The sequence below is a fragment of the Nocardiopsis sp. CNR-923 genome, from assembly GCF_001942255.1.
Taxonomy (GTDB): Bacteria; Actinomycetota; Actinomycetes; order Streptosporangiales; family Streptosporangiaceae; genus Nocardiopsis.
Genome location: NZ_MKKC01000096.1, coordinates 1 through 25,780, shown reverse-complemented (window position 1 = coordinate 25,780; position 25,780 = coordinate 1). Strand labels below are relative to the sequence as shown.

At 72.6% G+C, this 25,780-nt stretch carries 13 protein-coding genes and 4 pseudogenes; 14 read left to right on the top strand and 3 right to left on the bottom strand.

Features of this window, described 5'->3' with window-relative positions; genetic code table 11:
- Positions 1 to 427: 427 nt before the first annotated feature.
- The 4 genes from BJF83_RS16615 (at position 428) to BJF83_RS16600 (ending at position 5,966) form a co-directional block, all read left to right on the top strand.
- A complete protein-coding gene (locus BJF83_RS16615) occupies positions 428 to 3,316 on the top strand; it encodes a penicillin acylase family protein (protein ID WP_075927011.1) in 2,889 nt (962 codons plus the stop codon).
- A gap of 191 nt (positions 3,317 to 3,507) precedes the next feature.
- Entirely contained in the window at positions 3,508 to 3,948 is a 441-nt protein-coding gene (locus BJF83_RS16610; RefSeq protein WP_075927010.1) for an NfeD family protein, read from the top strand.
- A gap of 73 nt (positions 3,949 to 4,021) precedes the next feature.
- On the top strand, positions 4,022 to 5,110 hold the full coding sequence (locus BJF83_RS16605; RefSeq protein WP_075927009.1) for an SPFH domain-containing protein: 1,089 nt from the start codon (positions 4,022 to 4,024) through the stop codon (positions 5,108 to 5,110).
- A 586-nt stretch (positions 5,111 to 5,696) separates the two neighbouring features.
- Positions 5,697 to 5,966: a DUF6504 family protein gene (locus BJF83_RS16600; protein ID WP_187347167.1), complete on the top strand. Its 270-nt coding sequence runs from the start codon at positions 5,697 to 5,699 to the stop codon at positions 5,964 to 5,966.
- Positions 5,967 to 6,098: 132 nt separating this feature from the next.
- Here BJF83_RS16600 and BJF83_RS16595 read toward each other — a convergent pair whose 3' ends face one another.
- Positions 6,099 to 6,680 (bottom strand): GNAT family N-acetyltransferase, encoded by a 582-nt coding sequence (locus BJF83_RS16595; protein WP_075927007.1) that lies wholly within the window; start codon positions 6,678 to 6,680, stop codon positions 6,099 to 6,101.
- A gap of 169 nt (positions 6,681 to 6,849) precedes the next feature.
- Positions 6,850 to 7,965: a peptidoglycan recognition family protein gene (locus tag BJF83_RS16590; RefSeq protein ID WP_075927006.1), complete on the bottom strand. Its 1,116-nt coding sequence runs from the start codon at positions 7,963 to 7,965 to the stop codon at positions 6,850 to 6,852.
- Between the two features lie 269 nt (positions 7,966 to 8,234).
- Here BJF83_RS16590 and cobC point away from each other — a divergent pair, with 269 nt between their 5' ends.
- The 5 genes and pseudogenes from cobC to BJF83_RS16565 all read left to right on the top strand — a co-directional run bounded on the left by cobC (position 8,235) and on the right by BJF83_RS16565 (position 15,506).
- Complete coding sequence (gene cobC / locus BJF83_RS16585; protein WP_143831932.1) at positions 8,235 to 9,257, top strand: Rv2231c family pyridoxal phosphate-dependent protein CobC; 1,023 nt, start codon at positions 8,235 to 8,237, stop codon at positions 9,255 to 9,257.
- Positions 9,258 to 10,450: 1,193 nt separating this feature from the next.
- On the top strand, positions 10,451 to 11,137 hold the full coding sequence (locus BJF83_RS31160) for a nitroreductase family protein (RefSeq protein ID WP_075927004.1): 687 nt from the start codon (positions 10,451 to 10,453) through the stop codon (positions 11,135 to 11,137).
- On the top strand, positions 11,029 to 11,937 hold the full coding sequence (gene cobT / locus BJF83_RS31155; protein WP_075927003.1) for a nicotinate-nucleotide--dimethylbenzimidazole phosphoribosyltransferase: 909 nt from the start codon (positions 11,029 to 11,031) through the stop codon (positions 11,935 to 11,937). Before BJF83_RS31160 ends, cobT begins: the two co-directional genes overlap by 109 nt.
- 301 nt (positions 11,938 to 12,238) lie before the next feature.
- Positions 12,239 to 13,518 (top strand): annotated as a pseudogene (gene cobA, locus BJF83_RS16570) (uroporphyrinogen-III C-methyltransferase).
- 72 nt (positions 13,519 to 13,590) lie between these two features.
- Positions 13,591 to 15,506 (top strand): annotated as a pseudogene (locus BJF83_RS16565) (dynamin family protein).
- On the opposite strand, the gene BJF83_RS27535 reads toward BJF83_RS16565, so the two are convergent.
- Positions 15,473 to 16,135, bottom strand: a complete 663-nt coding sequence (locus BJF83_RS27535) for a hypothetical protein (RefSeq protein WP_158070386.1) — start codon at positions 16,133 to 16,135, stop codon at positions 15,473 to 15,475. The pseudogene BJF83_RS16565 and the gene BJF83_RS27535 overlap by 34 nt on opposite strands.
- Between BJF83_RS27535 and BJF83_RS16555 the strand changes: the two genes are divergently transcribed.
- From BJF83_RS16555 to BJF83_RS16530, 5 genes and pseudogenes are all read left to right on the top strand, one after another.
- Positions 16,128 to 18,614 carry a GTPase gene (locus BJF83_RS16555; protein WP_394329345.1) on the top strand — a complete coding sequence of 829 codons (2,487 nt, stop codon included), beginning with the start codon at positions 16,128 to 16,130 and terminating at the stop codon, positions 18,612 to 18,614. The two genes, BJF83_RS27535 and BJF83_RS16555, sit on opposite strands and share 8 nt — an antisense overlap.
- Positions 18,615 to 19,163: 549 nt before the next feature.
- Positions 19,164 to 20,523, top strand: a pseudogene (locus tag BJF83_RS16550) (GGDEF domain-containing protein).
- 203 nt (positions 20,524 to 20,726) lie between these two features.
- Positions 20,727 to 21,946: pseudogene (locus tag BJF83_RS29425) on the top strand (DUF4192 domain-containing protein).
- Positions 21,947 to 22,843: 897 nt separating this feature from the next.
- Positions 22,844 to 24,508, top strand: coding sequence for an energy-dependent translational throttle protein EttA (ettA, locus tag BJF83_RS16535; protein ID WP_075927001.1), 1,665 nt, complete (start codon positions 22,844 to 22,846; stop codon positions 24,506 to 24,508).
- 244 nt (positions 24,509 to 24,752) lie between these two features.
- On the top strand, positions 24,753 to 25,688 hold the full coding sequence (locus tag BJF83_RS16530) for a polysaccharide deacetylase family protein (RefSeq protein WP_262391618.1): 936 nt from the start codon (positions 24,753 to 24,755) through the stop codon (positions 25,686 to 25,688).
- The last annotated feature ends 92 nt before the right edge of the window (positions 25,689 to 25,780 follow it).

Genomic DNA, 25,780 nt, shown 5'->3' with positions numbered 1-25,780 from the left:
GTTGTAGGGCTCCATCGCCCCGCCACCGTGCTGTTCAGGGGGTAGTCCCCACCCGTGGTGCTCACCGCTGGGCTGCTGCCACGGGTCGCCCGGGTTGGGGTTGGGGTACTGGTTCATGCCGCGATTGTGTCAGAGGTGCCGGGCACGTCAGGCGGAAACTGGATCAAAGTAGAGATTCGTGCCCTGATGGGACGTCCGGGGCGGGAGTTAAATTGGCCGGATGTGGCCATGCGCCACTCCCCGTGACGATGGAGAATCATTCCGTGTTCGACGCGTTCCGGCTGCGTGTGGCGTGGGTCACGTCAAACCCTCGAATTCTCGGCGCCTCCACAGGCTCGAACGAGTAAACATGAATGTCTTTCGCGATTAGCTGAACCACACATAACATGCCGCTGATCCATCGCCGACCTCCAGGTGGTGACAGCACGTGTTCCCCCGACTCAGCACGCGACTGCGTACCGGCGCCGCGGGCGCCGCACTCGTGGTCACGGCGGCGACCGCGGGCGCGCTCCCCGCGACCACGGCCGCGGCCGCCCCCGAACCCCTTCCCGACTACTGCGCCCCCGAGGGCTGCCACGACATCCTCCCACCCGGCCAGAACGGCGACGCGACGCTCGTCGAGATCCTCAGCCACCAGCTCTTCGGAACCCGCCCCCGGCACTCGTCCAGCCAGCTGGACATGTACGACAGCCTCGTCCACCACTACGACGGCCTCACCGAGGAGGACCTCGACGACTTCTTCCTCGACTCCACGTTCGGGGTCGACTCCCGCGACGTTGGCCGCGAGTACGAGCCCCGCGCTGACGTGACCATCGTGCGGGACTCCGATCACGGCATCCCCCACGTCACCGGGACCACGCGCGAGGGCACCATGTTCGGCGCCGGGTACGCCGCCGCCGAGGACCGCCTCTTCCTCATGGACGTCCTGCGTCGCGTCGGCCGGGGTGAACTCACCTCCTTCGCGGGCGGGGCGGGGGGTAACCGCGCCCTCGAACAGGACCTGTGGCGCACCGCCCCCTACACGGAGGAGGAGAAGCAGGACCAGATCGACCGCGTCGTCGCCAGCGGCGAGCGCGGCCGCCAGGCGCTGGAGGACGTCGACGCCTACCTCGAAGGCGTCAACGCCTACATCCGCCAGTCCGACCGGGGCCGCTACTTCCCCGGTGAGTACGTCCTGACCGGTCACAAGAACGCCATCACCAACCGCGGGGAGATCGAGGCCTTCAAGCGCACCGACGTGGTCGGCATCGCGGCCATGGTCGGCGGCATCTTCGGCGGCGGTGGCGGCGGCGAGGTCCGCTCCGCGATCGTCCTCGCCAACTTCCAGGACCGCTACGGCGCCGAGCGCGGCGCCGAACTCTACGCCGACTGGCGGATGGAGAACGACCCCGAGGCCGTGGTCAGCGTCGAGGGAGACTTCCCCTACACCGGCACTCCCGACGACCCCGTCGGCGAGGTCCTGCCGGACCCGGGCTCGGTCGAGCCCTACGACATCGTCCACGACGAGCACGGCTCCGGGGTCTCCGGTGCGAGCGCCGATTCGCTCGCCGCGGAGGCGGGGACCGAGGAACCCGAGGACACCGCCGACCCGCCGACTCTGGACGACCTGTCGGACTCCCAGTTGGAGCAGGTCGAGGAGATGGCCGGGGAGGGCGACGTGGACGCCCTGGAGGGCGTCTTCAACGACGGTGTCCTGCCCGACGGGTTCCTCGACCCGCGCGGCATGTCCAACGCTCTGCTGGTCTCGGGCGAGCACACCGGGAGCGGCAACCCCGTCGCCGTCATGGGCCCCCAGACCAGCTACTTCTCCCCGCAGCTGCTGGTGCTCCAGGAACTCCAGGGGCCCGGGATCAGCGCCCGGGGCGCCTCCTTCGCGGGCCTGAGCTTCTACGTCCAGATGGGACGCGGCGTCGACTACGCGTGGAGCGCCACGTCGGCGGGCCAGGACCTCACCGACACCTTCGCCGTCGAGCTGTGCGAGACCGACGGCTCCGCCCCCACGACGGACTCGCGGCACTACGTCGACACCGCGGGCGCGTGCGTGCCCTTCGACGAGCTCAGCGTCTCCAACGACTGGAAGCCCACCGTCGCCGACCAGACCCCGGCGGGCGGCTACACCCTCACCTCCCTGCGCTCCGAGTACGGCCTGGTGCGGTCCTTCGCCACGGTCGACGGCGATCCCGTCGCCTTCACCGAGCTGCGATCCACCTACATGCGGGAGGTCGACTCGATCCTCGGCTTCCAGCAGTTCAACGACCCGGACGCGGTGACCTCGGCGGAGACCTTCACCGAGGCCGCCTACGACATCGGTTACGCGTTCAACTGGCACTACGTCGACGACGAGGACATCGCCTTCGTCAACTCCGGAGCCAACCCGGTCCGGCTCGCGGGCACGAACCCCAACCTGCCGATCGACGCCTCCGCGGCGACGGGCTGGTCGGGCTGGGACCCCGCGACCAACACGGCGGACTACCACCCGCTGTCCGACCACCCGCAGGCGATCAACCCCGACTACATCGTCAACTGGAACAACAAGCCCGCCCAGGGGTACACCTCCGGCTGGGCCACCGGGTCTGTGCACCGCGGTGACCTGCTCGACGGCCGCGTCTCGGCGCTCGTCGACAGCGGCCACCGGTTCACCCCCGCCTCGCTCACCCGGGTGATGATGGAGGCCGGGACCGCCGACCTGCGGGCCCAGGAGGTCCTCCCGCTGCTGCTGGAGGTCATCGACTCCGCCGAGGTCGACGATCCCGACCTGGCCGCCGCCGTCGAGGAGTTGCGCGCCTGGAACGAGTCCGGATCGCTGCGCCGCGAATCCGAACGCGACTCCGGTAGCTACGCGCACGCCGACGCCATCCGCGTGCTCGACGCCTGGTGGCCGCGCCTGGTCCGGGGCCAGTTCCAACCCGGGCTCGGCGGGGCCCTCTACAGCGAGCTGACCCGGGCCGCCCGTGTCGACGAGGCGCCGTCCGGCGGCGGCCACGCCGGTACGGCCTTCCAGCACGGCTGGTGGTCCTACGTCGACAAGGACCTGCGGTCAGTGCTGGGCCACGACGTGGAAGGGGCCCTGGGCGACTCCTACTGCGGGGGCGGGGACCTGGACGCCTGCCGCACGGTCCTGCTCGACACCCTCGCCGAGGCCGTGGACGTCCCCGCGAACGGGGTCTACCCGGGTGACGGGTCGTGCTCGGCCGGGGACCAGGTGTGCGCCGACTCGGTGGTCCACAGCGCTGTCGGCGGGATCGGCATGTGGACGATCAACTGGCAGAACCGGCCCACGTACCAGATGGTCTACCAGTTCTCCGGAGGTCGCTGACCCGTCCTGACCTGGTCCCCGGCGTGCCGGGGACCAGGTGGACGGACCGCACGCCGCCGCGGTCCGTGGCTGCCCGCGAGTGAGGGCCGTCGCGGGCCGCGTCCGCGTATCACTCCGGCCGATCACGTGCTTCGGCTGACGCGTCTGGGTAGCTTAGGATTACCCGATACATCGCGGGAGGGCCGCAGAACATGCCTGACTGGCTGATCTGGATGATCCTCGCTGTCGCCCTCGGAGTCGCCGAGGCCCTCACACTGACCTTCGTGCTGGGGCTCGTCGCCGTCGCGGCACTGGTGGCCGCGCTCCTGGGCGCGATCGGCCTGCCCGTGGCCGTGCAGATCGTCGGGTTCGCCGCGACCGCCGCCGCCGGACTCGTCCTGGTCCGGCCGATCATGCAGCGACAGATGACGCGAGGGCCCGACGCGCGCTCGGGCGCCGCCGCCCTCGTGGGTCGCTCCGGGGTCGTCCTCCAGGAGGTCGACGGCGACCGCGGGCTGATCAAACTCTCCGGAGAGGAGTGGTCGGCACGGTGCATCGACGAGGACCTCGTGATCCCGGTCGGAGCGCACGTCGACGTCATGGAGATCGACGGCGCCACCGCCGTGGTCTACCCCAGGGAGGCCCTGCCCTGAGCCCTGAGGCGACGGGCTCCGACGTCCCGGGAAATCCCGATCCACAGCCACGACCCCAAGGTCAGGTGCGGACATGTTCGACCCGACTATTCCATTCGTCATCCTCGCGGTCATCCTCGTGGCCATCGCCCTGTCGGCGATCCGCATCGTCCCGCAGGCGAGGGCCTACAACATCGAGCGCTTCGGTCGCTACATCAAGACCCTCAACCCGGGCCTGAACTTCATCATCCCGGGTGTCGACCGCGTCAACACCAAGTTCGACCTGCGCGAGCACGTCTTCAGCTCCCGGCCCCAGCCGGTGATCACCGAGGACAACCTCGTCGTCAACATCGACACCGTCCTCTACTACCAGATCACCCAGCCCAAGGCCGCGGCCTACGAGGTGGCCAACTTCCTCCAGGCCATAGACCAGCTCACCGTCACCACCCTGCGCAACGTCATCGGCTCCATGGACCTGGAACGCACGCTCACGTCCCGGGAGGAGATCAACACCCGCCTGCGCGGGGTCCTGGACGACACCACCGGCAAGTGGGGCATTCGGGTCAACCGCGTCGAGATCAAGGCGATCGACCCGCCGCCCACCATCAAGGAGGCGATGGAGAAGCAGATGCGGGCCGACCGCGACAAGCGCGCCGCCATCCTGCACGCCGAGGGTGAGCGCCAGGCCCGGATCCTCAAGGCCGAGGGCGCCCGTCAGCAGGCCATCCTGGAGGCCCAGGGTGACCAGCAGGCGGCCATCCTGCGCGCCGACGGCGAGGCCAAGGCCGTAGAGCGGGTCTTCCAGGCCGTGCACGCCAACGACGCCGACGCCAAGCTGCTCGCCTACAAGTACCTGGAGACCCTGCCGCACCTGGCACAGGGTGAGGGCAACACGTTCTGGGTCATCCCCGGCGAGCTGACCGAGGCGATCAAGAACGTCACCCACGCGTTCGCGGGGGAGGCGGCCAGGACCGTGCCCTCCACGGAGAAGGGGGCCGAGGAGGCCGGAGCCGGTCAGGCGAGGATCACCGCGGGCGAGGAGCGTGACCGGTCGTCGTCGGAGCAGGCCGCGGTGGAGGCGGCGGAGGCGGCCGAGCGCGCCGTCGCGGACGCACGCGACGACGTGCGCCGGGCCGGTGCGCCCTTGGGCGGCACGATGCCGGGTCCGCGCGAGGAGAACTGAGGCGGACGTGGGTCCCGCGCCCGGACCGTCACGGGGCGCGGGACCCGCGCGCGTGCGGGTCGCGGTGTCCGGGGTGCCGGATCCCGCCTCGGCCCGGCCCGGACGACCGCGCGGTCGGCGTACCCTCCGGGGGCCATCGCCCGCGCGACGCGCTGACCGGCGCAGAGGCCGTCCACGCCCTCGCCCAGCTCCGCGACCACACCGGCGCCGCCCGGTCCCGAGCGGACGCCGAACCCGGGTGCGGATCTCCCGCGCGCAGGGGTTGGCCGCTCTGTTGCCCGTTCGACGTCACAGTTGCAGGCCCTCGCATGGATCGGGGGTGGGCGGCTGGCAGCGTACGGAGATCGCGGAGCCGCGGGTTCCGGTGTGGGCGGGCCCGCGCGCGGACCTTTCGGCGGGACCTTCTGGTCGGACGCTCGCGGTTGCGCGCGGGGGCTCGGGGACGCCCACGCGCGGGAAACGGTTTCCCGGGAGTGCGGATTTCGCTAGTCTTAGAACACACGTTCGAACGCCGGTTCGTGCTTCCTCCGGACGGGCGGTCCGATGGCGTGCGTCGGGGCAGGGGTCGAGGTTGAGGGGGAGCGCGGTGGGGCGGTACTACGGCGCCGAGGTCACGGTCGTCGAGGACGGCGGGCGACCGGCCAGGTTCACGTGGAACGGTCGAGTCTACGGGGTGCGGAGAATCCTCGACCACTGGGTGACCGTACGCATGGACTGGAGCCCGGCCAGCACCTCCGAGGTGCCCGAACGCCGCCACTGGCGGGTGGAGGCCGGGACCGCCCACGCGCAGGGGGTGTACGAGCTGCGCCACGACACCTCGACGGGTGAGTGGCTGCTGTCCAGGGTCTGGGACTGAGTCCGAGCCCGGCACGGTGCGACGAACTCGCGGTCCGTCGTCCGGGCGGCGCGTGCACGTGGACGGGGTGGACGCGGGAGAGCGGTGCCGGATCGCGCGGTCGCCGCACCTGTCGGGCGGGTCGCCGGCCGCTCAACGGCCCAGGTCGGCGGGGAGGAGGCTGTAGACCGCCAGATCGGCCCGGCCCGCGTGCAGCGGCATCGCGCTGCGCTCGACGCCCTCCAGGGTGAACCCGGCGCGCTCGGCCACCCCGCGCGAACCGGCGTTCTCCGTGGCGGCCTTGATCTCCACGCGCTGGAAGCCCTGGTCGAGTGCCCACCGCGAGACCGCGACCGCGGCCTCGGTCGCCAGTCCCCTCCCCCGGGCCCAGGGCGACACCCAGTACCCGATCTCGGTGTTCATCGCGGGCCACAGGGTGCGCAGTAACCCGATGCATCCCACGAGACGGCCGTTCTCCCGCTCCGCCATCGCCCACTGCTGTCCGTCGCCGCTGGTGCGCAGAAGCGTCGTGGTCTCCCGGCACCAGAGTTCGGCGGCCTCGCGGGTGTAGGGCGTGCCGGGGGAGGGGACGGGCACCCACCGCTGGAGTTCGGGGTCGGTGCAGGCGGCGTGGACGTCGTCGATGTCGCCCTCGACGAACGCGCGCAGCCTCAGCCGTTCCGTCTCCAGGATCACAGTCGGCAGGATCCACTGGGCGGGCGGGGCGTCGGGCATGGGTGCGGCGGGTCCTCGGTCGTCGGGCGATGCGCACACCCTACGCGTCATAGGACATTCTTCGCGTACCAGGATAATCTACGACGTACAGGTGTCTGATGTGCGGGATTGCCTCCACAGGGCCCACCGCGCCGTCCCACCGCGGCGGCAGCTTCGCCACACGCGCTCCTCAACCCCGGCCGCGGACGACCCGCTGGCGGATCTCGGCGTCGAACACCTCGGAGAACGCGTTCCCCGGGCATTCGGTGTCCAGCCAGTCGCGGTGGCGCGAGACCGTCCGTGCCGGCGTCCTGGCGCCGGTGTCCGGATGGACGTACTCGATCTCCGCCCCCGGGTCCGCGCCCGTCACGGCGCAAAGCAAGCGCAGGACGTCGACGAGGGAGTCCCGCGCGGCCCGGGTGGGAAGTTCGTCGGTGAAGTCACCGAGCAGGCACACCCCGATGTTGCCGTGGTTGAACGTGTGGGTGTGCCCGGCCGTCACGGACGCGGCCCGGCCCGGCCTCGGTCGCCCGGAGAAGATCGGCGCCCCGTCCTCGCCGGAGTGACGGCCCTCGTACACCACGCCGTCCGGGTCGATGAGCGCGTGGTAGCCGATGTCCCCCCACGCCAGTTGGACGGCGTGCAGGTGGTAGACCGCCCGTACGTCGGCCGCGTGGTCATCGCTGGTCGCCAGGGCCGTGTGGTGCACGGTGAGCGCCTGCACGGGGTCGAACCGCGCGGGCCAGCGGTCGTTGCCCTCGTCGTCGAAGCGGTACGACTCGTCCGCGCCCCAACCCGCGCGGGTCACGAACCGCACGGACGGGCGTCCGCCCGAGCCGCCCAGGGGCTGGTGGTGATCGTCCGGAGCCGACAGGGACGTGCGGGTTGGGCCGTCCAAGCGCAGCGTCTCCCCGTCGCTCAGGTTCAGCGCCCAGGCCCGGGCACCGCCGCGCACCTCGTAGCCCGTGGCCCCCTCGGGAGCACGGACCGCGGCCGAGGAGACGGGATCGCGGTCCTCCCGGCCCGAGGAGTGCAGGTGCACCGGTGTCCAGTCGCCGAGGACGCCGGCGGTCTCGAACCGGATGGCGGGTTCGGCGGCCGTCGTCATCGGCCGGGTCACCGTCACGACGTCGAATCGGGTCCGTGGACGGGTCAGGCCCCCGGTGACGGGGGAGGGCTCGGCCATGACACGGGGCGTCTCCGGCTCCGCGCCGGCCAGCGCGGGACCGCGTGCGGGCACCGTGGCGCCGAGCGCGGTCAGGCCCGCGAGGGCGGTGGAACCGGTCAGGAACGAGCGGCGTCGCATACTTCCTCCTGCACAGCGGGCGGGGGTGGTCGGGCCCTGCCGTCGGCGGAGACGGACGCCCTGGGCGTGCCGCCCGACGCCGGTACGGCACCAGGTCCTTCCGGGGGGTGAGGCGAGGCTCGGACAGCTTGCCACAAGCCCGTGCCCGTCGCCGTTTCGGCGCGCCGAGGTCGGTGCTCGGGGCGGACCCGACCACGGAGGTTGATGGGCCTTCGCGATGTTTGCGGGGTGTTTGGGTAGCGTTGCGCCGTCGAAACGAGGGGGAACACGTGCGAAGCGCTCACGATTTGCGGCACCACGGCGACGCCGAGGTCGGCGCAGGGTTGCTCGACTTCGCCGTCAACGTGCGCGCGGAGGCACCCCCGGGGTGGCTCGCGCGGAGACTGGTCGCATCGCTCGCGACCCTGGGCTCCTATCCCGATCCAACGGCCGCGCGGGCGGCCGTGGCCCGTCGCCACCGGCGTGACGCGGACGAGGTCCTGCTGACCGCGGGGGCGGCGGAGGCGTTCGTCCTCCTCGCCCGTGCCCTACGGCCGCGCCGTGCGGTGGTGGTGCACCCCCAGTTCACCGAGCCCGAGGCGGCGCTGCGCGCGGCCGGGCACGCGGTGGAGCGGGTCCTGCTCCCGCCCGACTTCCTCCTCGACCCGGCGCTCGTGCCCGACGACGCCGACCTGGTCGTGCTCGGCAACCCCACCAACCCCACGTCCGTGTTGCACCCGGCCGGGGCCGTGGCGTCGCTCGCCCGCCCCGGACGGGTCCTGGTCGTGGACGAGGCCTTCGCCGACTGCGTTCCGGCCGAGCCCGAGTCCCTGGCGTCCCGGGGGGACCTGCCCGGACTGGTGGTCGTGCGGAGTCTGACCAAGACGTGGTCGCTGGCGGGGTTGCGCGCGGGGTACGCGTTGGCCGGTCCCAGCCTCGTGCGGACGTTGTCGGCGGCCCAGCCGCTCTGGTCGGTGTCCACCCCGGCGCTGGTGGCGACCGAGGCCTGCTGCTCCGCCGAGGCCGTCGCGGAGGCGGAGCGCTGGGCGGTGGAGCTGGCGGGGCGCAGGGAGGGTCTGGCGTCGTCGTTGCGCGGGCTGGGACTGACGGTCGTGCCGTCCGCGCGGGCGTCCTTCCTCCTGGTGGGTTCGCCGGACGGGGCAGGGCTCAGGCAGGGGTTGCGGGAGCGCGGCGTCGCCGTTCGGCGTGGGGACACGTTCCCGGGGTTGGGGCCGGAGTGGTTCCGGGTGGCGGTGCGTGGACCCGACGCCAACCGTGTCCTGGTGCGGGCTCTGGCAGAGTTGACCGGGTGAGTCCTCGAACACGCCGGGACGGTCGAGGGGGGCGGGGACCCGGGTGAACGGTAGGAACGTTGCAGACTACGCTTACGGGTCAATGTCGGATCAGGCGGACAACGGGTAGTCGACACACCTCTTCGGGGAGCGATCATGACCAACGGCGACCTCGGGTCAGCCCGGCGCGGCGGAGGCGCGCCGTCCCGGAAGCGGAGCGGGGATTCCGCCACGGGGGCGGGCGACGCCGGGGGACTCCTGGACGGGTTGCCCGAGAGCGGTCGGGGCGCCCAGCCCACCCAGCCACGACGCGACGCCAATCCGTTCCGCCAGCCGTCCCGATCGTCGGCGCCGCCCGCGGACCCTGTGCCCACGGAGCCGATCCCAACGACGGTCGGGCAGGCTCCGCCCGCGCCGTCGCGGGGGCGGGAGACGGACACGGCGACGGCCGCCGCCGAGGAGCCGACGACGCCTCCGAAACCGGCGCCCGTTGACGCGACCGCGCACGGCCGGGACGCCGGGAGCGGCCCGGCGCCGAGACCCGGCGGGGTGACCTCGGCCAAGCCCGGCGACACCGCGGCTGAATCGGAGGGGCCCGCCCAGCGAGCCGTGGCACACGACCAGACCGCGTCCGCCCCGCCCGAGCCCTCCAGCACACCCGGCCACGGACAGCCCGCCGTCGTGTCCGTGCCCGCGTCCGCTCGGCCCCGACCGGCCCGCGCCCCCGCAACGACCGCCAGCGACGAACCCCGGCCCGACGTCATCCCGGTCCACGCGGGTGACCGCGCCCCGACCCAGCGCGACGCCCGGACGCACACGATCCCCGCCGTCCCCGAAACCCACACCCACCCCACCCCACCCGGACCCGAGCAACCGCGTCCCACGACCACGGGAGCGGATCGGAGCGACACCGTGCAAGCACAACAAGCCGCCGAGCCCCACCCGGAGCCCGCGACCACCGGTCGACGCCCCCACCAGCCCGCTCCGGCCGCCGCCTCCGGGCCGCCGGCCGACCACACCTTCGGCGCCTCCGCACGCGACGCCGTCTACCGTGCGATCAGCGAACGCCGCGACGTCATCGGCGGCTTTCGCCCCGACCCCGTCCCCGACGACGTGCTCACCCGCCTGCTCGGGGCCGCTCACCAGGCCCCCAGCGTCGCGACGCCCGCCCCTGGGACTTCCTCCTCATCACCGACGCCGACCTGCGCGGCCGCGTGCGCGACCTGGTCGCGTCCGAGCGCGAGGATCACGCGCGCGCCCTGCCCGGAACCCGCGCCCGCGCACTGTCCGGCCTCAAGGTCGAGGCGATCGCCGACGCCCCGCTCAACATCGCCGTCACGGTCGACCCCGCACGCGGCGGTCGGCACGCACTGGGCCGCCACGCCCAGCCGCTGAGCTCGGGTTACGCTCCCGCGTTCGCCGTCGAGAACCTCTGGCTGGCCGCGCGGGCCGAGGGGCTCGGGGTCGGTTGGGTCAGCCACCTCGACGAACGCGATCTCGCCCGAGTCCTCGGCCTCCCCTCCCACGTGGAGGTGGTCGCCTACCTCTGCGTCGGCTACGTCGAGGAGTTCCCCGCGGATCCGCGGACCGACCCCGCCGGCGGACGCCCCCTGTCCTGGGCGGTGCACCGTGACCGCTACGGCCGCCGCGGACTGCCCGGCCAGGAGCCCACGAGCCTGCTGGAGGAGACCATCGCCGCCATCGGAGCGCCGAACACCCGCGCGGTGGAGGAGGCCAGAGCCCGTCAGGACCGCATGACCAACCGAAGGGATCCCTCGGCGTACTGGAGGACGTGTCGGTCCGTCTCGCCGGACTGGCCGGTGTGTGCCCGCCGCCGATCCCCGAGCCGGTCGCGGTCGCGGTGTTCGCCGGTGACCACGGGGTCCACGACCAAGGGGTGACCCTGTGGCCGCAGGAGGTCACGGCCCAGATGGTGCACAACTTCCTCGCTGGCGGAGCCGTGGTCAACGCCTTCGCCGCGCAGGTCGGAGCCGAGGTCACCGTCGTCGACGTGGGCGTGGCCGGGGACCTGCCGCGGGCGGCCGGGCTGCTGCCGCGCAAGGTCGCGCGCGGCACCGCCGACTTCACCCAGGGCCCGGCGATGACCCGTGAACAGGCACTCCAGGCGCTGGAGAGCGGAATCGAGGTCGCCCGCGACCTGGTCTCGTCGGGCAACCGCTGCCTGGTCACCGGCGACATGGGCATCGCCAACACGACCCCGGCCGCCGCGCTGGTGTGCGCCTTCACCGGGGCGGCGCCCGAGGCCGCGACCGGGCGCGGGACGGGCGTGGACGACGTCACCTACGAGCACAAGGTCGACGTGGTGCGGCGCGCCCTGGCGGCCAACCCGGTGGACCCCGCCGACCCGATCGGCGCCCTCGCCGGGCTGGGCGGTCTGGAGCACGCCGCCCTGGCCGGTTTCGTCCTGGGCGGCGCCACTCTGGGCGTCCCCGTCCTGCTGGACGGGGTCATCGCCGGGTCCGCGGCGCTCGCGGCGGCGGCGATCTCGCCCGAGTCGGTGCACGCGTGCTTCGCCGGGCACCGTTCCAGCGAGCCCGGGCACACGCTGGCCCTGGACCACCTGGGTCTGCGTCCGCTGGTGGATCTGGAGATGCGGTTGGGGGAGGGGTCGGGCGCTGCTGGCCCTGCCGATCCTCCAGGCGTCGGCGCGCGCCCTACGAGAGGTCGCCACCTTCGATGACGCGGGTGTGTCCAGGGCCGACTGACCCGCCGGCCGGGTCCGTCGGGCGCCGCCGGGGCCCCTTCCGTCCGGACGGATGCGGGGTATGACCTCCCGGGAGGGGCCGCCCGCACCACCCGAGGCCGCGGCACGCGGTGCGGTCGGGCTCACACCGGGGGCGCGCACCGGTTTACCCGGGCGTAATACCCCTTTGACAAGGTGAACCGCGCAATCGCCGAACATCGCCGACGGCGCGACGGGCCGCCACGCGCGCCCCGCCGTCGTCGCCGGGGCCGGTACGGACGACGGAAGGGGCGCGACCGTGACCTATCTGCTGGGTCTGCGCATGGAGGGCCGGGACGTCCTCGTGGTCGGTGGAGGACGGGTCGCCGGCCGCCGGGTTCCCGTCCTGGTGGAGGCGGGAGCGCGGGTCACCCTGGTGGCTCCCGCCGTCTCGGCCGCTCTGGAGGACCTCGCCGACGCCGGACGTCTCACGTGGCGGCGCCGGCCCTTCGCCGCCGGCGACGTGTCGGGCTCCGACGCCCCCCGCTACTGGCTGGTCCACGCCGCCACCGACGATCCCCTGGTCAACGCGTCCGTCGCCGACGAGGCCGAGACGGCCCGGGTCTGGTGCGTACGCGCGGACGACCGGCATGCCTCCTCGGCCTGGACCCCCGCCTCGGGCACCGCCGGGGGGATCACCGTCGGCGTCGTGGCCTCCGGTGACCCGCGCAGGGCGGCCGGTCTGCGCGACGCCATCACCGACGGGCTCGCCGACGGGACCCTCGACGCCCGGCGCGGTCGTGAGCGGTTCAGCGGTGTGGCGCTGGTCGGCGGGGGCCCCGGCGATCCCGGTCTGATCACGGTCCGCGGGCAGCAGCTGCTCTCCCAGGCGGACGTGGTGGTCGTCGACCGGCTCGCGCCCACCTCGCTCCTGGACCGGCTCCCGGCCGACGTGGAGATCGTCGACGCCTCGAAGATCCCCTACGGGCGCTCGATGACCCAAGAACGGATCAACGAGGTCCTGGTGGACCGTGCCCGTCGGGGCCGGTTCGTGGTCCGGCTCAAGGGGGGCGACTCCTTCCTCTTCGGCCGGGGCGGCGAGGAGGCGGCCGCCTGCGTCGCTGCCGGGGTGCCCGTCATCGCGGTGCCCGGGGTGACCAGCGCGTTGGCCGCCCCCGCCAGCGCGGGCATCCCCGCCACGCACCGCGGGGTCGCCCAGGACGTGCACATCGTGTCCGCGCACGTGCCCCGGGGGACGAGCGGTCCACCGTCGACTGGGCGGGGCTGGCCCACGCGGGTGGGACGGTGGTCGTGCTCATGGGGGTCGAGCGGATCGGGGCGATCGCCGAGGCGCTCGTCGGTCACGGGCGTCCCGCCGACACCCCCGTCGCGGTGGTGCAGGAGGCCACCCTGCCAGGGCAGCGGACGGTCACGGGTACGCTGGCGGACATCGCCGCGTCGGTCCGATCGGCCCGGGTGCGGCCCCCGGCGGTGGTGATCATTGGAGAAGTGGTCAAAACGGCGCGGGATCTTGACATACTGCACACGGGGACCCAGTTCGAGACGCGTCGACTGGCGACCGGGGGCGAACTCCAGTGAGATCCCCGCCTGCGGCCTTCGACGTCCGCGCGGCGGGGGACCGTCAGCACCGATGAGGAGGGCATACCGATCATGACCCGGCCGTCGGCCGCACCGGACACCAGCGGTTCCGGTGCCTCGGACCGGTTCGGTACCGGACCGGCCGCCACCTCCGACCATCCCGCCCCGGGCCCAGGATCCGTACCCGTGGCCGAGGCCCCGGCCCACGGTGGCCCAGGCGAGCCCGTCGCTCCGGCCACGGCCGGACCCGCCGCCCCAACCGCCTCCGGGCCGGCCAGGCACCGTGCCCCGGCAGCGGAGGACAACCGCTTCGAGCGGGTCTTGGAGTCCTTGCGCACCCAGATCCGCGACCTGAGGTTCGCCGACGGACTGCCCGCCGCCGAGGAGGGGCGCGTGCTCCGGGCGGACCTCCTCGCACAGCTGTCCGACTACGTCCTTCCCCGAGTGCGGCGGCCCGACATCCCGCTGCTGATCGCCGTCGCCGGTTCCACGGGCGCGGGTAAGTCCACCCTGGTCAACAGCCTGGTCGGCGAGCAGGTCACCACGACCGGCGTACGCCGACCCACGACCAACAGCCCGGTACTGGCCTGTCATCCGGCCGACGTGGACTGGTTCAGCGAGTCCTCCTTCATCCCCGCACTGCCGCGTGTGCGCCAGCAGGGGCTGGCCATGCCCGGCAAGGACGGCATGCTCGTGCTCGCGGCCAGCGAGGCCATGCCGCGCGGGGTGGCGCTGCTCGACACCCCCGACGTCGACTCCGCGGTGGCCGCCCACCACGAGTTCGCGGCCAAGTTCCTCGACGCGGCCGACCTGTGGGTGTTCGTCACCACGAGCACCCGCTACGCCGACGCGCGGGTGTGGGAGTTCCTCCAGGTGGCTCGGGACCGCGACACCTCGCTGGCCGTGGTGCTCTCCCGGGTGCCTCGCAAGGGCCGCCGCCAGCTCCTCGACCACTTCGGCGCCATGTTGGAGGCCAACGGGCTCGGCGGGGCGGCGCGATTCGCGATCCCCGAGACCGACCAGGTCAAGGGGGAGCGTTTCACCGCCAACGTCGCCGACCACATCCGCACCTATCTCGCGGACGTCGCGGGCGAGGCCGACCAGCGCGACCGGGTCTCGCGGCGCACGTTCGTCGGGGTGATCGACAGCTTCCGCTCCCGGGTGCCCGAACTGGCGCGGCAGGTGGAGACGCAGGTGGAGGTGGGACGGGCGCTCCGCGGCGCCGTCGACGAGTCCTTCACCGGGGCTCGCCGCCACGTGGACGCCGGTCTCGCCGACGGGTCCCTGCTGAGCGGATCCCTGCTCGCGCGCTGGCAGGAGGTTGCCGCCAGCGGCGAGCTCGCCCGGAGCCTGCGGCTGCGCGGCAGGCGGGCCTGGCGGCGCCGTGCCGAGTCCGAGGAACGGGGGCAGCGGGTCGCGGCGCTGGAGTCGGCCGTGCGCGACTCCCTGGCCGCGCTCGTGGTGTCGGCCGCCGAACGCGCGGGTCAGGAGATCGACGGTCGCTGGCGGGAGGTTCCCGGCGGCGAGGAGCTGGTCGCCAGGCGTCGGAGCTGCCGGGGGGCGGTCTCCTGGCGCAGCGGGTCCGCAAGGAGCTCGCCGAGTGGCAGGGGGAGATCGCCCGGATGACCGCGGCCAGCGGAGCGACCAAGCGCTCCGTGGCCCGGTTCGTCACCTTCGACCACGACATCGTCGCGCTCGTCCTCATCATGGACCTGCTCGGCTACGAACGTTCCCGCTCGGGCGGCGGCGCGCACGCGGCCGACCCCTCCGGCCCCTCACCACAGCGCCTGCTCAAGGGGCTGTTCGGGGCCCAGTCACTCCGTAGCATGGGCACGACGGCCCGCGACGACCTGCGCGAACGCGTCGGGGCGCTGCTCGACCAGGAGCGCACGCCCTTCGACAGCACCCTGGTGTCGGCGGGGATCCCGTCCGAGGACAGTGCCGTCCAGCTGTATCAGGCCACGTACAACCTTGAGATTGCACGATGACGACTCAGTGGAACCCCGCGCGGCCGACCGGACAGACCGGCCCCGCCGAACCAGACGAGGTCCGACCGACCGGCGGGTCCGAGGATCACAGTGACGACCGTGCCCGGCGCGGTGAGGACCAGTCCGAGGGAGGCGGCTCCTGGCGCGGGTACACCGTGCCGGTGCCCGAGCATTCCGCCCACGCGCCGGACCTCGGCTCCGGGACGGGCGTGGCGGAGGCCGCGCACGACGGTATCGCGGGCTACCCGGACGCGGCGCCCGCGGATGAGGCGTCGGAGGCGTCCCGCAGGCCAGCCGGGCGGCACGCGCGCGCGCCCGGGGTCCCGGAGGGCGACGGAGGCGTGCCCCAGGAGCGGGGCGCGGACGCGGACCGGGGCCGCCACGCGGGCGTCGGCGCCGAGGACACCGGCGCCTCTGACCGCCGTGGCCCCGGTGACCAGGGCGCTTGGACCGACCCGCGCGGCTGGGGCCCCGGGGGCGGCCCGGACGCCTGGGGAACGGGTCACGAGCAGGGCGACGTGCTCGGCCCGGGTGTGGCTGACAGCCAAGATGGCCAAGACGGTCGGGACGGCTGGGGCGGCCAGGGTGACGTGAGTGCCCACGGTGACCGGCGTGACCCAAGTGGTCAAGGTGCTCACGGCGTCAGGACGACGCGCGCGTCACGACATCCTGGGCGCCCAGGATGAGACGAGTGGACCCAGCGCCCACGATGGTCAGAGCGACCAGGGTGACCACGAGAACCAGCCTGGCGTCGACGGCGCCCAGGATCTTCTCGCCCCCGCCGAACCGGACGAGGCCGCCCACACGGGCCGCGGTGTCCGTGGCATGCGCGGGACCAGGGCCGATCGGGGCCGGCGAGGTGTGCGCGGCGTTCGCCGCGGCGCCGCCGAGACCCGTGCCGCCCGCGACGCCCCTGACGGGGGCGACGACCCCGACGGTCTGGCCGGGTGGGTCGGCAGCCTCGCGGAGGCCGCCGAGGACGCCCAGATCGCCGGGCGCAACACCGGGGCCTTCCCCGTCGTGAGCCCGAACCCGCCGGAGTGGGTTCCCGCTCCCGGTCAGGACGGTGAGGCGACCGCCGAGGCCCCCGGCATCGATGGGGGGACGTCCGGGGCCCCGTCCGCCCCGTCGCCGGCCGAGGAGGCCCCGGCGGACGGCGAACCCGCCTCGGCCGACCGTGAGGCTCCCGCACCGCGGGCTGTGGAACAGGAGGACGGCGGGCCCCTGCCCCGGCGCGTGCCGGGTCCGTCCGCCGTCTCGGGCGCGTTCCGCGCGGTGGGGGCGGACACCACCGCCCCGGAGTCGGAGCCGGAGCCTGAGCCGGAGCCGGAGCCGGGGTCTGAACCGGAGCCTGAGCTCGAAGCTGACGTGACCGCGAACGCCTCCGCCGACGCCCCCGCGCCCCCGGGGGCGCGGGTGACCGGTGCCGAGGACGACCCCGAGGACGACGACGAGTACCGTCCGACCACCCACGACCACTGGCGACCCGCCACGACCGTCACGCGGGCCGAGCTCATCGAACGCCTCGACGCCCTGTCCACCCTGACCGAACTCGGCCAGGAGGACCTTCCGGAGGAGGTCGTCGCACGCTCCACACAGCTGCTTGACCACGCGGGCGCGCGCCTGCGACTGTCAGCCGAGCACACCGTGGTCGCCCTGGCGGGCGGCACCGGGAGCGGCAAGTCGTCGCTGTTCAACGCCCTGTGCGGACTGGAACTGTCGCAGACCGGCGTCACCCGGCCCACCACGTCCAAAGCGCACGCCTGCGTGTGGGGGCACGAGGGCGCCGACGCGCTCCTGAGCTGGCTGGGCGTGCCGACCCGTTACCGGCACTCGCGCACCGGCGTCCTGGACGCGGGCAACTCCGAACTGACGGGCCTGGTCCTGCTCGACCTGCCCGACCACGACTCCGTGCGCAGCATGCACACCGCGGAGGCCGACCGGCTCATCGGATCGGTCGACCTGCTCGTGTGGGTCCTCGACCCGCAGAAGTACGCCGACGCCGCCGTCCACCACCGTTACCTGGCCCGCATGGCGGGGCACGGCGCGGTGACCGTCGCGGTCCTCAACCAGGTCGACCGGGTCGAACCGGACGAACTGGAGGAGTTGCTCACCGACCTTCGGCGGTTGATGGAGACCGAGTCGGGCGTGCACCCCAGGGTGATCACCACCTCGACCGCCACCGGCCAGGGCATTCGTGACCTGAGGGGGTTCCTCGGTGAGGCGGTGCGTGAGCGCCGTGCGCTGGTCGACCGCCTGGTCGCCGACCTGGACCAGGTCGTGGTGGCCTTCGAGGAGTTCCACGGCGAGGGTGAGATCCCCGGGGCCGTCCCCGGGCCGGTGGCCGAGCGGGTCCGTGGCGGTCTGGCCAGCGCGGCCGGGGTCGGGGCCGTCGCCGACGTCACCGAGACCAACGACGTCAGGCGCGGAAGGCGCGAGGTCGGCTGGCCCGTGGCACGACTGCTGGGGCGGGTGCGCAAGGACCCGCTCTCGACGGTCCAGCTGGACTTCCTGCGCGACGACGGCGACGTGGGCGTGGGCGGTCCGGTGGACGCGCACGTGGCGGAGCTGGAGACGGTGCTGGGTGAGGCGGCCGACGGGCTCTCTGCGGGGATGCCCGCGCCGTGGCGGCGCCGCATGCGCTCGGCCGCGCTCAGCGGGGTGGCGGAGCTTCCGGTGGAGCTGGGTGAGGCGGTCTCGGGCGCGGTCAGCGCCTCCGAGCGGACCATGCCGTGGTGGAAGGCGGCGCGGTCGGCGCAGTTCGCGTTGCTGGCAGTTGCGGGCCTGGGCCTGGTGTGGGCGCTCGTGGCCCTCGTGAGCTGGCTCGCTGGTGGCCTCACCGGGTTGGCGATGTTCGACGATCCGGTGTTCGTCGCCTACTCAGGTGCCTTGGTGGTCGCGTCCCTCGTGGTCGGATGGCTGACCGGTGTGGGGTGCGCGAACCTGGTCGAGGTCGCGGCCGTGCAGCGACGGGAGGCGGTGGAGCGGGTCGCCGGAGAGCGGGTCGCCGAGATCGCGCGCCGGCGGGTGGTGGAGCCGATGACGGCCGAGTTGGACCGCTACCGTGCCTTCCGCGCCGCCTACGAGGTCGCGGGGACGGCCTCGTGAGGCCGTTCGCCGTGTGAGTACGGCCGCTCCGCGCGGGGCTGGTCAGACGACCCGGGGGCGGTGGCACGCGACGTGCCACCCGCCCCCGGGTCGCGTCGGGTCTCAGGTCCATTGCACGGTGCTGTACATGTGTCCTCCTCCGATCGGGCGGCGCCGAGCTCGTGGGGCGGGATCCCGGTTCGTTCGGCGCCTCGTGTCCGAAAACGGCCATCGAAGCCGGATCCTACGGTAGAACACCGCGAAGCCTGGTTCCCACCCGCCTGACGGAGCGCGAGCCTGGAGACAATCTAGTCCCTGCCTGCGCCGATCATACAATCAGCAATTAAGCTATTACCCAACGTAATGTAAAGTGTTGGGGGTGGCACGCCGGGCCGCGCTGACGTACCCACCCGTACGCGTGGTGTCCCCGGCGGTCGCCGAGTGGCGACGGTGTGGAACTCCGTGCGACATCGGGTCGTCGAAGGGAGGACCGGAGGAGGTGGTTCGCCTATCGCTAGCACGTGTAGGGGTCGGACTGCGGAGCGTGACGCAGGGAGGGAGGATGGAGGCGTGAGTATCTCGGAGAAGCCGTTGGCGGCGGAGGGCCTGGCCGCCGGGGAACGGTCGAGCTGGGCGATCCTCCAACAGCCTCGGGGCCTGATCGTCTACATGGGCCTGCTCCTGTTCGCGACGTTGTTCCTGTTCGGCGCCGCGGCGGCGCTGACCGCCGTGACGCTCGCCGACGTCGTGACCTTCCTGGCGCTGACCGTGTGCGCGGGGATCTGCGTGGAGGCGATCCGTCGCCTGGGCGTGCCCGCCGGGTTGGCCCGGGATCTGCTGGGGGCGTGGTGGTTCCCGATCGTCCTTCTGCTGCCGCCCGTGTACTCACTCATCGTCCCCGTCCCGGTGTTCTTGCTGCTGCAACTGCGAGCCAGGCGGGCGTGGCGCACCGGCGGGTCTTCAACGCCACCGCCGTCGGGTTGTCGGGCTTCCTGGCGTCGGTGGTGTGGCACGCGGTGACCGCGGACGGGCTCTGGGACGCGCTGGGAGGGGCGCCCGACGCTCACCACAGCCTCGCCACCGGCGCAGGGGTGCTGATCGCGGTCGTGTGCTGTGCCGGGTTCACCGTGTTGAACACGGTCCTGGTGGCTCTGGCGGCCCGGATCAGCATGGGGCCCGGGGCGTCGTTGCGGCCCATGTGGGACCGGGAAGCGTGCACGGTCGACGCCGTCGAGTTATGTGTGGGGGTGACCGTGGCGATCCTCGCGCAGCTCACGTTGTTCCTGTTGGCCATCGCGGTTCCGCCGGTTCTGCTCCTCCAGCGCAGCCTGCTGTTCCAGCAGTTGCAGATGGCGGCACGCACCGACCCCAAGACGGGTTTGCTGAACGCGCCGACCTGGGAGCAGGAGGCGTCGGGGGAGATCGCCAGGGCGCGTTCGGGGCGCGGGATGGCCGCCGTGCTGATCATCGACATCGACACTTCAAACGGGTCAACGACAACTACGGTCACCTGTTCGGCGACCAGGTGCTGCTCGGGGTGGCGACGACCATCGCGCAGCAGTTGCGCCAGTCCGACCTGCTCGGCCGCTTCGGAGGCGAGGAGTTCGTCGTGCTGCTGCCGGGTTCGGACGCGTCGGAGGCCTGGCACGCGGCTGAGCGGCTGCGGGCGCAGGTCGGGTGCATGGAGATCTCCGTGGACGACGTGCCGGTGTCCATCACGGTCTCGATCGGCGCGGCGGTCATCGGCGAGCACGGCAACGACCTGGTCGAGCTGCTGACCGCGGCGGACCTGGCCCTGTACCGGGCCAAGGAGACCGGGCGCAACCGGGTGTGCCTGCCCGTCGGGTGTCCGGGGGCGCCGGGCAAGATTCCCGGGCCGCGCGAGGGGAATCTGTCCGGGCGCGGCGGCTCGTGCGGCGAGGTCGAGTGACCATGGGAGCCTGGAGGGACCGCCGTGCCCTGGCGGTCCACCGGTGTCGTCCCGGGCGGGTGACGGTCCCAGGACCGTTCTCCACCGTCCACCGGGTGCCAGTGGGGCCGGAGGGGGATCCGGTCCCGAATGGGGACGCGTTCGTCGTCCACAGTCCCCGAGACGCCATTGTGCGCGCCCCTCCGATCACGCACCGTTGAGGTATGCGCTTCGACCACCACGGACACCCGGCAGACCCCTACGAGCCCGACCGCCGCGGCGGCGCCGAGCTTGGCCCCGCCCCCTCTCCCCCCGGGCATGAGCCCTTTCCCCTCCCGTGTCCCCGCGCTCCCGGGGACGCGGCCACCGGTGTGCCGGACCGGCCCTCCCACGACTCGGCGACCGACCCTCCGGGCGGGTCTCCGGCCGCGCTCAGGCTCACCACCCCGACCGACGTCATCGCCGTGCTGCCCTACCTCGCGGGCGGACCTCCCGACCCCGGACTCGTGGTCCTGGCGCTCCAGGACGGCCGTGTGCACACGGTGCTGCGCGCGGACCTGAACGGCCAGGGGGCGCCGCCAGGCTCGCCAAGCGCGCCTCCGGTCGTCGACCACGCGGTCGCCGAACGCTGTGACGCCCTACTGGTCGTCGCGTTCGGCCCCCCGGACCGGGTCACCCCGTACGTCGACGCACTCGTGGCCGCCGCGCGGGAGCGCGGGATCACCGTCATCGACGCCCTTCGGGTCACCGACGGCCGGTACTGGTCCTACACCTGCGTCGACCCCTCCTGCTGCCCGCCCGAGGGCACGGTGGTCGACGTGGACCGCTCCACGGCCCCGGCCGACGCCGTCCTGCACGGCATCACGCCCCTGTCGCCGGTCCACGCGTCACGGGCCGAGTCCGCGCGGGTGCGGGCCCTGCTCGAACCGGTCGCCGGTCCACTCGCCACGGAGGTGGCGGCGGCCGCCGAGGACATGGAGGACCTGGCCCGCGACCGTGCCGCCCGCGGTTCCGACGCCTGGTGGACCTGGGGCTTCCCACGGTGCGCGCCGCGGTTCGGGCGGAGAGCCGTGGCGAGAGCGTCACCGAGCCCCGCGAGCTGGCCTCTCTGGGCGTGTACCTGACGCAGACGCGTGTGCGCGACGAGGCGTGGGCGCGGATCACCGCCCGGAGCGCGGATGCGCACCGGCGGCTTTGGAGCCGGGTCACGCGCCACGTCCCCGAACGCCTGCGGGCGGCCCCGGCCTCCCTGCTCGCGGTCGCGGCCTGGCAGAGCGACGACCGGGAACTGGCCGCCGCTGCCCTGGACGTGTCCTTGACCGCCGATCCCGGGTACTCGATGGCGCTGCTCATGAGCCGCGCCCTGGCCTGGGGGATGCCGGTGCGCCGGTGGCGGGAGGCCGCACCTCGCTGGACGGAGGGCAAGGAGGACTGGGACGCGTAGCCATCCCGGAAACACTGGGTCAGGCGCGGACAGCGGATGCCCTGTGCGTCGATGCTCCGGGCCGCGGTGCGGTCGCGTGGCGGGAGTGCGGGGGGCTGGGAGCGGGGCGGCGCGGATGCGGGCTCGCCTGTTCGGACGGGCCCGGCGGGCCGGGATCCGGATCGTGGGGGTTGGGGCGCGTGGGAGGGTGGCCGAAGACCCGGGCCGGTGAGGGGGGAGTCTTCGATGTCAGGGCAGCGACGGGATCTCCGCCCGTGACCGGTGGGGACTGCGAAGGAGCGAAGGCCGGGTCACGGGCCCGCGGCGACGTTCAGGATGGTGTGCCACTCCCAGGCGTCGAAGGAGAGGGTTTCCCTGTCGCGGTTCTGGGTGTCGCGGACGTGCGCCGGACGCCTTCCTGCCCTGGCGGGGGCTGGACTTCACGTTGGAGTGGCGGCGCTTTCCCTGGACCCGGGGCGCCGACGTCGACCGCGCGCTGGTCGGTCCCGATTACCTGGGCCATGTCGCCCTCGGGCCGAAGGACGGATGGACCTGGGATGGCAGGACCGAGTCGGGACGTGGCGCTACGTTCAACGCGACCGACTACGTCCCCGTGGACCGGGTGATCGAGACCCGCGCCGGATCCGGGCCTGCGCTGCCGCGCAGGCGGGATCGGTAGAAGGCGCACGGGCGAGCACCCGTTCCGAGACCGGGGAGGGCCCGTGCCGGTGGGCGGTCCCCCTCCTGCCGTTGCGTGACGTCTCCGACGAGGCCGCGCGAGTGCGTCGTCTTCGCGTCATCGGGAAGACCGGGCCGCCCCGACGCGTTCCAGTGCGTGACCCGTCGGGCCCTGGAACGCGGTCGCGCACGTGATCCCTCAGGTCTCGGCACAGGCGCCGACACCCTAGTCTGGAAGACATGCCGGAGTACATCTACACCATGCAAAACGTGCGCAAGGCGCACGGCGACAAGGTCGTCCTTGACAACGTTTCGGGGTCGTTCCTGCCCGGAGCCAAGATCGGCGTCGTGGGGCCCAACGGTGCGGGTAAGTCGACGCTGCTGAAGATCATGGCCGGCATCGAGCAGCCGTCCAACGGTGAGGCGCGACTGATGCCCGGGTTCACCGTCGGGCTGCTCGCCCAGGAGCCCCAGCTCGACGCGGACAAGACCGTCCTGGAGAACGTCGAGGACGGCGTCGCCGAGACCAAGGCGATGCTGACCCGCTTCAACGAGATCGCCGAGCAGATGGCGACCGACTACTCCGACGACCTGTTGGAGGAGATGGGCAAGCTCCAGGAGCAACTCGACCACCGCAACGCGTGGGACCTGGACAGCCAGCTCGCGCAGGCGATGGACGCCCTGCGCTGCCCGCCCGGCGACGCCTCGGTCACCCAACTGTCCGGTGGCGAGAAGCGCCGCGTCGCCCTGTGCAAGCTGCTGCTCGAACAGCCCGACCTGCTGCTCCTGGACGAGCCCACCAACCACCTCGACGCCGAGAGCGTGAACTGGCTGGAGCAGCACCTGGCCAAGTACCCCGGCACCATCGTCGCGATCACCCACGACCGGTACTTCCTCGACCACGTCGCCACGTGGATCCTGGAGCTGGACCGCGGCCAGTTCTACCCCTACGAGGGCAACTACAGCACCTACCTGGAGACCAAGCAGACCCGTCTGAAGGTCGAGGGGCAAAAGGACGCGAAGCGGTCCAAGCGCCTCAAGGACGAGCTGGAGTGGGTCCGCTCCAACGCCAAGGCCCGCCAGACCAAGAGCAAGGCCCGCCTCCAGCGTTACGAGGAGATGGCCGCCGAGGCCGACAAGACCCGCAAGCTGGACTTCGAGGAGATCCAGATCCCGCCGGGTCCGCGCCTGGGCAACACGGTCGTGGAGGTGAAGAACCTCACCAAGGGCTTCGACGACCGCGTCCTGATCGAGGACCTGAGCTTCTCGCTCCCGCCGAACGGCATCGTCGGCGTCATCGGCCCCAACGGTGTCGGTAAGACGACCCTGTTCAAGATGATCGTCGGCGAGGAGACGCCCGACGAGGGCAGGATCAACGTCGGTGACACCGTCGACATCTCCTACGTCGACCAGTACCGCGGCCGGATCGACGACACCAAGAACGTCTGGGAGACCATCTCCGACGGCGAGACCTTCATCGAGGTCGGCAAGGTCGAGATCCCCAGCCGCGCCTACGTCGCCGCGTTCGGCTTCAAGGGCTCCGACCAGCAAAAGCCCTCCGGAGTTCTCTCCGGCGGCGAGCGCAACCGGGTCAACCTGGCGCTCACCCTCAAGCAGGGCGGCAACCTCCTGCTCCTGGACGAGCCCACCAACGACCTGGACGTGGAGACCCTCGGTTCGCTGGAGAACGCGCTGCTGGACTTCCCCGGCTGCGCCGTGATCACCTCCCACGACCGTTGGTTCCTCGACCGCGTCGCCACGCACATCCTCGCGTGGGAGGGCGGCGCCAACTGGTTCTGGTTCGAGGGCAACTTCGAGTCCTACGAGCAGAACAAGATCGAGCGCCTGGGCCCCGAGGCCGCGCGCCCGCACGCGGTCACCCACCGCAAGCTGACCCGCAGCTGACCCCGACGCGTTCGAGGCCCCGCGGACCGCTTGGGTTCTAGTGGTGGTCGCAACACCGTGACTTTCAGGAGGTTGCGACCACCCTGTCGTTCACCAAGCAGGAACTGGCCCGCCTTCGGGAACGGTTCCTGGAGCTGATGGCCGATGCCGGGACTTTGCCGACCGCGAGTCTGTCCCGGCCCTCATCACGGGCACAGTTCAAGGAGTACGTCCTGGAGAGCCGCCGGTGACTGGGAGGGCCATCGTGGGCGCCGACGACACATCAATCGGACGTCGCGACTTTCGCGGCTACGGCGACGATCCGCCCGACCCGCGATGGCCGGAAGGAGCCCGCGTCGCGGTGTCCCTCGTGCTCAACGTCGAGGCCGGAGCGGAACTGTCGACGGCGGACGGGGACGAACGCAACGAGAGCGTCTACGAGATCGACGAACCAGTGGCGGTGGTGCCCAACCCCTGCCTGGCGTCGCACTTCGACTACGCTCCGCGTGTCGGGCACCACCGGATCATGAACCTGCTGGAGGGTTTCGGGGTTCCGTGCACGGTGAGCGCCGCTGGCCGGGCGATCGAACGCTGCCCGTGGCTGGCCCGGGACGTGGTGGGGCGTGGCCACGAGATCGCCTGCCACGGCTACCGCTGGGAACGCCATGCCGAGATGCCCGAGGTCCACGAGCGGGAGATCATCGCCAGGACCGTGGACCGCGTCCAGCGCGCGGCGGGCGTGCGTCCGGTGGGCTGGCACACCAAGGGCGCGCCCTCGACCAACACCCGGCGCCTGCTGGTTGAGGAGGGCGGGTTCCTGTACGACTCGGACGCCTACGACGACGACCTGCCGCGTGTGGTCGAGGTCGCCGGTCGCAGTCACGTGATCGTGCCGTACGCCTTCGACACCAACGACATGCGCTTCATGGCCGGCGGCGACTTCGTGCACGCCGAGGACTTCGCCCGGTACTGCGTCGACGCCTTCGACACGCTGTGGCGGGAGGGGGAGCGGCATCCGGCGATGATGTCGGTCGGCCTCCACGCTCGGCTGAGCGGGCGGCCCGGCCGTGTCGCCGGGATCGAGCGCTTCCTCGAACACGTCCGGGACCGGAACGGCGTCTGGTTCGCCCGGCGCATGGACATCGCGCACCACTGGCGCGCCGTGGCCGGGTTGCCCGTGTGGACGCCCCCGACCGCCTAGGTCCTGTCTGGAGTTTGGATCACGAGTTCGGGAGATCGCCTGCGGGCCGGGCCCGGCTTTGATAGAGCAATAGTCATGGCACGAGGCGATCT

Coding starts and splice junctions, on each gene's coding strand:
- BJF83_RS16610 (WP_075927010.1), top strand. CDS start 3,508: ATGCCTGACTGGCTGATCTGGATGATCCTCGCTGTCGCCCTCGGAGTC.
- BJF83_RS16605 (WP_075927009.1), top strand. CDS start 4,022: ATGTTCGACCCGACTATTCCATTCGTCATCCTCGCGGTCATCCTCGTG.
- BJF83_RS16595 (WP_075927007.1), bottom strand. CDS start 6,680: ATGCCCGACGCCCCGCCCGCCCAGTGGATCCTGCCGACTGTGATCCTG.
- BJF83_RS16590 (WP_075927006.1), bottom strand. CDS start 7,965: ATGCGACGCCGCTCGTTCCTGACCGGTTCCACCGCCCTCGCGGGCCTG.
- ettA (WP_075927001.1), top strand. CDS start 22,844: ATGCCGGAGTACATCTACACCATGCAAAACGTGCGCAAGGCGCACGGC.